General features: G+C 76.5%; 9 protein-coding genes. 7 read left to right on the top strand and 2 right to left on the bottom strand.

The window, feature by feature from the left end; translation table 11 throughout:
* Nucleotides 1-9 precede the first annotated feature (9 nt).
* From ATM99_RS12370 to ATM99_RS12400, 7 genes are all read left to right on the top strand, one after another.
* Nucleotides 10-909: an ABC transporter ATP-binding protein gene (locus ATM99_RS12370; RefSeq protein WP_062103201.1), complete on the top strand. Its 900-nt coding sequence runs from the start codon at nucleotides 10-12 to the stop codon at nucleotides 907-909.
* 104 nt (nucleotides 910-1,013) lie between these two features.
* Complete coding sequence (locus ATM99_RS12375) at nucleotides 1,014-1,820, top strand: ABC transporter permease (RefSeq protein WP_062103209.1); 807 nt, start codon at nucleotides 1,014-1,016, stop codon at nucleotides 1,818-1,820.
* 72 nt (nucleotides 1,821-1,892) lie between these two features.
* The gene (locus ATM99_RS12380) at nucleotides 1,893-3,206 is read left to right on the top strand and encodes a sensor histidine kinase (protein WP_082659677.1); all 1,314 of its coding nucleotides are present in this window, start codon (nucleotides 1,893-1,895) and stop codon (nucleotides 3,204-3,206) included.
* The gene (locus tag ATM99_RS12385) at nucleotides 3,203-3,832 is read left to right on the top strand and encodes a response regulator transcription factor (RefSeq protein WP_062103202.1); all 630 of its coding nucleotides are present in this window, start codon (nucleotides 3,203-3,205) and stop codon (nucleotides 3,830-3,832) included. The genes ATM99_RS12380 and ATM99_RS12385 overlap by 4 nt, the downstream gene beginning before the upstream one ends.
* Before the next feature lie 128 nt (nucleotides 3,833-3,960).
* Nucleotides 3,961-5,532 (top strand): HAMP domain-containing sensor histidine kinase, encoded by a 1,572-nt coding sequence (locus tag ATM99_RS12390; RefSeq protein WP_062103203.1) that lies wholly within the window; start codon nucleotides 3,961-3,963, stop codon nucleotides 5,530-5,532.
* Complete coding sequence (locus ATM99_RS12395) at nucleotides 5,529-6,206, top strand: response regulator transcription factor (protein ID WP_062103204.1); 678 nt, start codon at nucleotides 5,529-5,531, stop codon at nucleotides 6,204-6,206. Before ATM99_RS12390 ends, ATM99_RS12395 begins: the two co-directional genes overlap by 4 nt.
* Before the next feature lie 30 nt (nucleotides 6,207-6,236).
* Nucleotides 6,237-7,277, top strand: a complete 1,041-nt coding sequence (locus tag ATM99_RS12400) for an adenosine deaminase (RefSeq protein ID WP_062103205.1) — start codon at nucleotides 6,237-6,239, stop codon at nucleotides 7,275-7,277.
* A gap of 117 nt (nucleotides 7,278-7,394) precedes the next feature.
* Here ATM99_RS12400 and ATM99_RS12405 read toward each other — a convergent pair whose 3' ends face one another.
* Nucleotides 7,395-9,209: an alpha/beta fold hydrolase gene (locus ATM99_RS12405; protein WP_062103206.1), complete on the bottom strand. Its 1,815-nt coding sequence runs from the start codon at nucleotides 9,207-9,209 to the stop codon at nucleotides 7,395-7,397.
* A 216-nt stretch (nucleotides 9,210-9,425) separates the two neighbouring features.
* A partial coding sequence (locus ATM99_RS12410; protein WP_062103207.1) for a UDP-N-acetylmuramate dehydrogenase occupies nucleotides 9,426-10,535 on the bottom strand: 1,110 nt, incomplete at its 5' end.

The following is a 10,535-nucleotide window of genomic DNA, read 5'->3' on the forward strand; positions in this document are numbered from 1 at the left end:
GCTGGGCGCATGACGACGACGAGTGCCCCGGCCGTCCTGGTCGAGGGCCTGCACAAGAGGTACGGCGCCAAGCGCGCCGTGGACGGGCTGGACCTGCGGGTCGAGCACGGCGAGATCGTGGCAGTGCTCGGCCCCAACGGCGCGGGCAAGACGACGACCGTCGAGACGCTCGAGGGGTTCCGCCGCGCGGACGCCGGGCACGTGCGCGTGCTCGGCGAGGACCCGGCGCACGGCGACCGGCGGTGGCGGTCGCGGCTGGGCGTCGTGCTGCAGGACAACCACGACATGGCCGAGGCGACCGTGCGGGAGATCGTGCACCACGTCGCGGGCTTCTACCCCGCGCCGCGCGACCCCGAAGCCGTGATCGACGCCGTCGGGCTGCGCGAGAAGAGGTCGGCGCGCACGCGCGCCCTGTCGGGCGGGCAGCGGCGCCGCCTCGACGTCGCGCTCGGCGTGGTCGGCGACCCCGAGCTGCTGTTCCTCGACGAGCCGACCACCGGGTTCGACCCGCAGGCCCGCCACGAGTTCTGGGACCTCGTCCACGCGCTGCGCGACGAGGGCACGACGATCCTGCTGACGACGCACTACCTCGAGGAGGCCGAACGCCTCGCGGACCGCGTCGTCGTGGTCGCGGACGGGCGGGTGGTGGCCGAGGGCACGCCCGACGGCCTCGGGGGACGTCAGGCGCGTCGCGCCCGCGTCCGCTGGACCGAGGACGGCGCACCCCGCGAGGAGGCCACCGAGACCCCCACAGCGCTCGTCGCGCACCTCACGGACCGGCTCGCCGGACCGGACGGCGAGGTCGCCGGGCTGCAGGTGCTGCGCCCCACGCTCGAGGACGTGTACCTCGGCCTCATCGCCGCCGCCGACGGCACCGGCGCCACGACGCACGAGGAGACGGACCTGTGAGCGCGACGACACCTCCCACGACACCCGCGACGACACCCCGGACGCCTCCGCCGGCGGGCGCCGCGGCCCACGCGACGACGCGCCGTGCGGCGCCCCCCGCACGGCTGCCCGGCACGACGCGGCTCGCGTGGTCGCGCACCGCGTTCGAGGTGCTGACCTTCTTCCGCGAGCGCGACGCCGTGGTGTTCGTGTTCGCCTACCCGATCCTCATGCTCGCGATCTTCGCGACGGTCTTCGGCACCGACGACGAGGTCGTCGCCGGGTCGGGCGTGCACTTCCCGCAGTACTTCCTGCCCGGGATGGTCGCGACGGGCGTCATGCTCTCGAGCTTCCAGAACCTCGCGATCTCGATCGCGGGCGAGCGCGACGACGGCACGCTCAAGCGCTTGCGCTCGACACCGCTGCCGCCGGCTGCGTACTTCCTCGGCAAGACCGGGCAGGTGCTCGTGACCGCCGGCGTGCAGACCGCGCTGCTGCTCGCGGTCGCGGCGCTCGTGTTCGACGTGCCGCTGCCCGACGACGCGGCACGCTGGGGCACGTTCGCGTGGGTGTTCGTGCTCGGCACCGCCGCCGGTGCGGTCTGCGGGGTCGCGTACTCGTCGGTCCCCCGCACCGGGCGTTCCGCGAGCCCCGTCGTCATCCCCGTGGTGCTGGTCCTGCAGTTCGTGTCGGGCGTGTTCTTCCGGTTCGACCAGCTGCCGACCTGGATGCAGCAGGTGGCCTCGGTGTTCCCGCTCAAGTGGATGGCCCAGGGCATGCGCTCGGTGTTCCTGCCCGACGCCGCGGTCGTGGTCGAGCCGGCGGGGACCTGGCAGCACGGCGCGACCGCCGCTGTGCTCGCGGCGTGGCTCGTGGTCGGGCTCGTGGTGGGCGTGCGCACGTTCCGCTGGCGGCGCCGTGACGACGGCTGACGACGCGTGCCGCCGCGGGACCCGCCGGGTCCTGCGGCGGCGGGCTGCCGCGCGTGTGGGAGAGTCCCGGTCATGAGCACGTCCGCGGCACCGGCGCACGAGCCCGTCGGCCGGCACGAGTTCTGGCGGCGCACGTTGCGCATGTGGGACCTGGGCTTCGGCGTCATGGTCGTGCTGTCGGCCGCGGCGATCGGCCTGGACACGATGCCGGCGCCGCGCAAGGTCGTCGCCGTCGCGCTGCTCGGCGTCCTGGCGGTCGCGTACGCGGCGCTCGGCCACACCGGCGCCGTGCGCGGCGACGCCCGCCGCGCGGACGCCTACCTCGCGGTGCTCACGGCGGTCGGCACGGCGCAGGTCGTGCTGGGCGGGATCGGGACGGTGCTGCTGTTCCTGGCGTACTCGCAGATCTGGTTCTTCGCGCGCACGCGGCCCACCGGCATCGCGTGGTGCACCGCGCTGACGTTCGGAGTCGCGGCGGCCTCGGCCTGGCGCACGGGCGCCGACGCCGGGGTGGCCGCGCAGATCGCCGGGCAGTTCGGCATCGCGCTGCTGTTCGCGGTCACGCTCGGGCTGTGGATCACGCACGTGGCCGAGCAGAGCGAGGAGCGCGCCTACCTGCTCGACGAGCTGCGGGAGACGCAGGACGCGCTGGCGGCCTCGCACCACGCCGCGGGCGTCGTCGCCGAGCGCGAGCGGCTCGCCGCCGAGATCCACGACACGCTCGCGCAGGGCTTCACGTCGGTCGTCATGCTCGCGCAGGCGGCGGCGGCCGAGCTCGAGCGCGGCCACGCGGACCGCGCCGCCGACCGGCTCGCGCACATCGAGGACGTCGCGCGCGACAACCTCGCCGAGGCGCGCGCGCTGGTCGGGGCGTTCGCACCGCCGGGGCTGGGCGACGGCACCCTGGCCGACGCGCTCGGACGGCTCGCGCAGCGGTTCGGCGCCGAGACCGGCGTGCGGGTCGACGTGGTGGACGACGCCCCCGACGGCGTGCCCGGCCGGGAGGCGCAGGTCGTGCTGCTGCGGGCGGCCCAGGAGTCGCTCGCGAACGTGCGTCGGCACGCCGGCGCGTCGCACGTGACGCTGCGGCTGGTCCGCACGGGTGACGAGGTCGTGCTCGAGGTCGTCGACGACGGCCGCGGCCTGCCGCCGGACGCGACCGAGGGCGCCGGCGTGCGCGGCATGCGTGCCCGCGCCGACGCCGCGGGTGGTCGCCTCGAGGTCACGGGCACGCCCGGCGACGGCACACGCGTGCGCGTGCGCGTGCCCGTGGGTGGCGCACCCGACCCGGACGGCACGGGCGTCGTGCGCGGCCCGGGCGGTGCTGGGCACGGGGGCGACGCCGGACCCGCCACGGGTGCGCCACGCGGGACGGAGGAGCGGTGAGCGTGCGGGTCGTGGTCGCCGACGACCACCCGGTGGTGCGCTCGGGGCTCGTCGCGCTGCTCGGGCTCGAGGCGGACCTGGAGGTGGTGGGCGAGGCCGACGACGGCGCCCAGGCCGTGACGCTGGCGCGCGAGCTGCGGCCGGACCTCGTGCTGATGGACCTGCGCATGCCCGGCACCGACGGCGCCGAGGCGACCGCGCGGATCGTCGCCGAGCTGCCCGACGTCCGCGTGCTCGTGCTGACGACCTACGAGACCGACACCGACATCCTGCGGGCCGTCGAGGCGGGCGCGACGGGCTACCTGCTCAAGGACACGCCGCGCGCGCAGCTCGTCGCGGGCGTCCGGGCGGCCGCGCGCGGCGAGTCCGCGCTGTCGCCGTCGGTCGCGCGCCGGCTCGTGCAGCAGGTCCGCGGCGACGGCGGGGAGCGCCTCACCCCCCGCGAGCGCGAGGTGCTCGCGGGCGTCGCGCGCGGCCTGTCGAACGCCGCGATCGGGCGCGAGCTGTTCATCGCCGAGGCGACGGTCAAGACGCACCTGCTGCGCGCGTTCGCCAAGCTCGGCGTGGACGACCGCACCCGCGCCGTCACGGTCGCGATCGAGCGCGGGATCCTGCCGGGCGCCTGACGACCGCGCCCGACGACCGGGCCGCTGCGCCACGTCGCGGCACGTCGTGGTCGCCCGCGTGTCCACGGCCGGGACGTCGCGGTGGACGTCCCTTCTGCGGCGGTTCGACCGCCCCCATACTGAGCGCCATGCGCAACGGTCCGGCGTCGACGGGAGCCCCCGTCACCCCGTCCGACCCGCTGCGTGCGGTGGGGCGCCGCGCCACCGTCCGGGGCCGGCTGATGACCGCCGTGGTCGCGCTCACGGCGACCGCGATGACGGTCGCGGGCGTCACCGCGCTGGCGCTGCAGCTGCGCGCGAGCGACGCCCGCACGGACGACGCGCTGCGCCGCTCGGTGCAGGCGTTCCGGGCGTTCGAGTCGGCTGGGCGCGTCGACGCCGACGACTCGTCCGCGACCTCGCCGGACCCGTCCGGCCCGACCGAGCGGTGGACGTCGGTCTCGACGCTGCTGCGCAAGGCCGTCGAGAACCGCGTCCCGGGCGAGAACGAGGGCATCGTGTCGTTCGTCGGCGGCGAGCTCGCGTGGCGGCCGGCCAACGAGACGGGCGCGGTCCGCATCGACCTCGACACCGAGCTCATGACGTTCCTGCGCGACCTCCCGCCGGACGACCCGCTCACCGGGGAGCCGCGCAGCGTGCGCACCGACGTGACCGAGTACCGGCTCGCGACCGTCCCGGTGCACCTCGAAGCCGATCCGGGCGCGGACGGCCTGATGGTGTTCGCGTTCGACCGCGGCGCCCAGAACGCCGCCGTGTGGCGCATCTTCTCGACCTACTCGGCGGTCGGGGTCGCGGCGCTCGCCGTGACGTCGGCGGTCGCGTGGTTCGTCGTCGGAGGCATGCTGCGGCCGGTCCGCGTGCTGCGGGACACCGTGCGACGCGTCACCGAGTCGGACCTGTCCGAGCGGATCGAGGTCGGGGGGCGCGACGACCTCGCCGACCTGGCGGCGTCGGTGAACTCGATGCTCGAGCGCCTCGAGCGCGCGTTCGGCTCGCAGCGCGAGCTCCTCGACGACGTCGGGCACGAGCTGCGGACGCCCCTGACCATCGTGCGCGGCCACCTCGAGCTGCTCGACCCCGCCGACGAGGCCGACGTGCGCGCGACGCAGGCGCTCGCGCTCGACGAGCTCGACCGCATGCAGCGCCTGGTCGACGACCTCGTGACTCTCGCGACCGCCGACCGCCCCGACTTCGTGCGGCCCGCACCGGTGGACGTGGGTCGGCTCACCGACGACGTGCTCGAGAAGGCCCGCGGGCTGGGCGACCGGCGCTACGTCGTGGTGTCCCGCGCGGACGTCGTCGCGCACGTCGACGCGCAGCGCGTCACGCAGGCCTGGCTGCAGCTGCTCGCCAACGCCGTGCGGTTCTCGGCGCCCGGCTCGACCGTGCGGCTCGGCAGCGAGGTCGCCGCGGGACGGCTGCTGCTGTGGGTGCGCGACGAGGGGCCGGGCGTGCCCCGCGAGGAGGAGGCGCGGATCTTCGAGCGCTTCCACCGTGGGCAGGCCGACCGCGTGCAGCACGGCGCCGGCCTCGGCCTGCCGATCGTCGCGGCGATCGCGGCCGCGCACGACGGCCGCGTGTTCCTCGAGCACCCGCCGCCCGCGTCCGGGCCCGGCGTCGTGTTCGTCCTCGACCTGCCCGCCGTCGGCCTCGTCGACGGCGGGTCCGAGTCCCCCGAGCTCGTGGAGCCGCACCGATGACACACATCCTGATCGCCGAGGACGAGGAGCGCATCGCGGCCTTCGTGGCCAAGGGGCTGCGCGCGCACGGCTACGAGACGACCGCGGTGCCGACCGGCACCGCGGCGCTGCAGCGCGTCGCGGCCGGCGGCGTCGACCTGCTCGTGCTCGACCTGGGCCTCGCGGACATGGACGGGTTCGAGGTGCTGCGGGCGCTGCGGGCGTCGGGGCGCGACCTGCCCGTCGTCGTGCTGACGGCGCGCTCGTCCGTCACCGACACGGTCGCGGGCCTGGAGTCCGGGGCCGACGACTACATGGCCAAGCCGTTCCGGTTCGAGGAGCTGCTGGCGCGCGTGCGGCTGCGGCTGCGCAGCCAGCCGACGGCCGGTGCGGCTCGCGGCAACGTGCTCGTGCACGGTCGCCTGCAGCTCGACCTGCGGACACGTCGCATGCGGGTCGACGACACGGAGGTCGACCTGTCGGCCCGCGAGTTCGCGCTCGCCGAGACGTTCATGCGCAACCCCGGCGACGTGCTCACGCGCGAGCGCCTGCTGTCCGAGGTGTGGGGCTTCGACTTCGACCCCGGGTCGAACGTGGTCGACGTGTACGTGCGCTACCTGCGCCGCAAGCTCGGCGCCGAGCACTTCGACACCGTCCGCGGCGTCGGGTACCGGCTGGTCGACGCGAGCGCGTGACGTGCGGCGTCGGCTGGCAGACTGGCGCGCGTGCGTGACCTGACCCTGCTGCCCAAGGCGCACCTGCACCTGCACTTCACGGGCTCGATGCGGGTCGCGACGCTCGCCGACCTGGCGCAGCACCACGGCATCCGGCTGCCGCACGTGCTGCTCGACGCGGACCCGCTGCGGGTCCCGGCGGGCGAGCGCGGCTGGTTCCGCTTCCAGCGGCTGTACGACGCGGCCCGCGCGTGCGTGCGCTCGGAGGCCGACATGCGGCGGATCGTGGCGGAGGCCGCGGCCGACGACGCCGCCGAGGGCTCGGGGCGCCTGGAGATCCAGGTCGACCCGACGTCGTACGCGCCGTTCGTCGGCGGGATCACGCCCGCGCTCGAGATCGTGCTCGACGAGGCGCGCGCCGCGCAGGAGGCGACGGGCGTCGAGGTGGGGGTGGTCGTCGCGGCGTCGCGCATGCGCCACCCGCTGGAGGCGCGCACGCTCGCGCGGCTCGCGGCCCGGTACGCCGGCGACGGCCCCGGCGAGGTCGTGGGCTTCGGGCTGTCGAACGACGAACGGCGCGGCAGCACCGCCGAGTTCGGGCGCGCGTTCGCGATCGCCCGCCGCGCGGGCCTGCGAGCGGTGCCGCACGGCGGCGAGCTGCTGGGCCCCGCGCACGTCGACGAGGTCCTCGACCACCTGCACCCGGACCGGCTGGGGCACGGCGTGCGCAGCGCCGAGGACCCCAGGGTCCTCGAGCGCGTGGTCGCGCACGACGTCGCGCTCGAGGTCTGCCCGGCGTCGAACGTGTCGCTCGGGGTGTACGCGTCGGACGGCGACGTGCCGCTGCGCACGCTCGTCGCCGCGGGGGCACGGGTCGCGCTCGGCGCGGACGACCCGCTGCTGTTCGGGTCCCGGCTGGTCGAGCAGTACCGCGTCGCGCGCGACGTCCACGGCTTCACGGACGACGAGCTGGCCGCGCTCGCCCGGTCGTCGGTGCTCGCGAGCACCGCGTCGCCCGGGGCGCGGGCCCGGCTGCTGGCCGGGGTGGACGCGTGGCTCGCGGCCCCGGACCCGGTCGGCGTCGCGGGCTGAGGAGGCGGCGACGCCCCCGGGACGCGTGACGGCCCGGGCGCGGCACGACGCCGGCCCGGGCCGCGGCGACGTGCGGGGCCCGGCGCCCGGGCCCCGCACGTCGTCATGCGCGGTCCGTCACGGCACGCGCGGCGGCGCCCCCGGCACCGGCGGCACGACCGGCGGCAGCATGCGCGGCGTCTGCGCCGAGCGCTGCTCGGGCGTCGGCGCGAACGGCTGCACGTCCCCGACGCACGACGTGCCCTCGGCGGGCAGCTCGCCCGCGACGAGGTACCGGTCGACGGCACCGGTCGCGCACCGCGACGTGCCGTACGCGGTGTGGCCCCAGCTGTCGGACGACAGCAGCCGGCTGCGCGGCAGGACCGCGGCCGCGGCGACCGCACCCTCGTACGCGGTCGCCGGGTCCCACAGGTTCCCGACCACGAGGACGGGCGCGGAGGTGCGGGCGTCGAACCGCCCGGCCCACGCGTCGTCGTCGCGCGCGGTCCACGCGCGGGACGCGCACTGCGGCGACGCCCACGTCCACGACGGCCCGAACCCGGGCGCGGCCGCGTCCTGGCGCGCGGACGCCGCGACCCAGTCCTCGGGGCGGCGCGGGTTGAGCGAGTCGGTGCACAGGACGGCCGAGAACGCCTCGAGCCCGTTGGTGTAGGGGAACCCGAGCCCGAACGCGTCGGCGCGCGCCGCGCGGGTCGCGTCCCGCTCCGCGTCCGCGTCCCGCTGCGACCGCTCGAAGCCGAACAGCGCCGCGAGCGCCTCCGCGCGCTGCTGCGCGTTCTCGGGCGTCTCGGGCTGCAGCAGCCACCACAGCGCCCACACCACGGTGTCGACCGCGTCGTACCCGCTCGGGGCGTACATCAGCGACAGCACGGCGCCGACCGTGTCGTCCCAGTCGAACGTGCCGAGCGGCTCGCCGGTCGCGGGGTCGGTGAGCTCGACGCCGCCCGCACGCATGCCGGACTCCACCTCGGCCCACACGGTCCGCGGGTCGCCGAGGCCCGCGGTCCGGCAGAGCGCCGGGCCCGCCTGCGCGCAGCGGTCGAGGATCTCCTGGGCCGCGCGCCAGGCGGCCTGGCCGGACGCGATGCGCTCCGTCACGGGCACGTCCGCCGTGCGTCGGGTCCCCGCCCACGCCACGGGGTCGAGGACGCCGTCGATCGCGACCGCTCGCACCCGGTCCGGGAACATGTTGACGTAGACCTGACCGAGGTAGCTGCCGTACGAGAACCCGAGGAACGTCAGGCGGTCGTCGCCCAGCGCCCGCCGCACGACGTCCATGTCGCGCGCGACCTGCGCGGTCGACATCGACGCGCTCAGCGGCGCACCGGTCGTCGAGCAGCCCTGGCCGAGCGCACGCGCCGACGCGACGAACGCCGCGGTCTGCTCGTCGCCCTGGGGGAAGCGGACGTTCATGCCCGCGAGCGCGACGCCCTGCTCCCCCGCGTCGCGGAAGCAGCGCACGTTGGCCGAGTAGTTGGTGCCGCGCGGGTCGATGCCGACGACGTCGAAGTGCGCCAGCAGCTCGGGCGACAGGAACGCCGACGCCATGGCGGCCATCTCGACGCCGGAGCCTCCCGGTCCGCCGGGGTTCACGAAGAGCGTGCCGATGCGTCGCGCGGGGTCGGTCGCCCGCACGCGCAGCATCGCGACCTCGGTGGTGCCGCGCCGGGGCTGGTCGTAGTCGAGCGGCAGCTCGACCGTGCCGCACTCGGTGCCGGCACCGAACAGCGACGTGCAGTCGAACCAGCCCGGGTCCGGCGTCGGCACGCGGTCGACGCGCACGGCCTCGGCGCGGCTCGTGCGGTCGTGGCCCGGCCCGTGACCGGGCCGGTCGGGACCGTGCGCGGCCGCCGACGTCGCGGTCAGCGTCGCCACGAGGCTCGTGGCGACGGCCGCCGCGAGGACCGCGCGGCTCAGGTGTGGTCGTCTCATGGTGCTCCCCCTGGACGGCGCCCGCCGGAGCCCCTGCGCCCCGGCCGTCGGCGCCCGTCCACCCTCCCGGGAGCACGGTCGACGACGCATCGGCCTCGGGGACGGGCCACGGACCCGTCGCGAGGGGGACGCGCCACCCCGCACGCCGGCGCTAGGGTCGCGCCCGCGACGCGCTCGGGGCGGCGTGTCGTGCACGGCGCGTCCCGGGCGGCGCGCTCAGAGCGTCGCGCCCACCAGGACCGGCTCGGCCTCGAGCGTCACCCCGAACCGCTCACGGACGCCGTCGCGCACCTCGCGCGCGAGCGCGAGGAGGTCGGCTGCCCGCGCCTCGCCGCGGTTCGTCAGGGCCAGCGTGTGCTTGGTCGACAGCGACGCGGGCCCCGGGGCGCCGTGACCGCGCGCGAAGCCCGCGCGCTCGATGAGCCAGGCGGCGCTGGTCTTGACCGTGCCGTCGTCCAGGGGCCAGCGGGGTGCGTCGTCGGGCAGCCCGGCGGCCTGCGTGACGGGCAGCACCGGGTTGGTGAAGAACGAGCCCGCGCTCCACGTGTCGTGGTCGGCCGGGTCGAGCACCATGCCCTTGCGCCCCCGCAGCGCGAGCACCGCGGCACGCACGTCCGCGAGCGGTGCACGCTCCCCCACGGCGACGTCGAGCGTGCGCGCGAGCTCGGGGTAGGTCACGGGCGCGGACAGCGAACCCTCCTTGAGCTGGAACGTCACGTCGAGCACGACGTAGCGCGGGGTCGGGCCCCACGGCGCGCCGGGGTCGGACGGGTCGGGGCGCAGCGACCGCTTGAGCAGCGACGACCGGTAGCCGAACGCGAGCGTCACGTACGGCAGGGTGCGCACGCGGCCGCGCCCGCGGTCCCAGACGCGGACCTGCGAGACGGTCTGCGCGACCTCCTGCCCGTACGCGCCGACGTTCTGCACGGGGGTCGCCCCGGTCGAGCCCGGGATCCCGGACAGCGCCTCGACGCCCACGAGCTCGTGCGCGACCGCGTACGCGACGACGTCGTCCCACACCGTGCCGGCCGGGACGGTGAGCGTGACGCCCGCGCACGCGGTCGCGTCGGGGACGCTCACGCCGCCGCGCACGTCCCGCACGACCACGCCGGGGAAGCCCGCGTCGGCCGCGAGCACGTTGGACCCGCCGCCGAGCACGAGCACGGGCTCGCCCGCGGCGTCGGCCTCACGGACGGCGGCGACGAGGTCGGCCTCGCTCGACGTCTCGACGTACCGCCCGACGGGCCCGCCCACACGCAACGTCGTCAGGTCGGCGAGGGTCGGCGTGCCGTGGTGCGTCGGGACGCCGGTGGCGGCCGGTTCGGG

It is taken from the genome of Cellulomonas sp. B6 (assembly GCF_001462455.1).
GTDB lineage: Bacteria > Actinomycetota > Actinomycetes > Actinomycetales > Cellulomonadaceae > Cellulomonas.

Coding starts and splice junctions, on each gene's coding strand:
- ATM99_RS12390 (WP_062103203.1), top strand. CDS start 3,961: ATGCGCAACGGTCCGGCGTCGACGGGAGCCCCCGTCACCCCGTCCGAC.
- ATM99_RS12395 (WP_062103204.1), top strand. CDS start 5,529: ATGACACACATCCTGATCGCCGAGGACGAGGAGCGCATCGCGGCCTTC.
- ATM99_RS12380 (WP_082659677.1), top strand. CDS start 1,893: ATGAGCACGTCCGCGGCACCGGCGCACGAGCCCGTCGGCCGGCACGAG.
- ATM99_RS12370 (WP_062103201.1), top strand. CDS start 10: ATGACGACGACGAGTGCCCCGGCCGTCCTGGTCGAGGGCCTGCACAAG.
- ATM99_RS12405 (WP_062103206.1), bottom strand. CDS start 9,209: ATGAGACGACCACACCTGAGCCGCGCGGTCCTCGCGGCGGCCGTCGCC.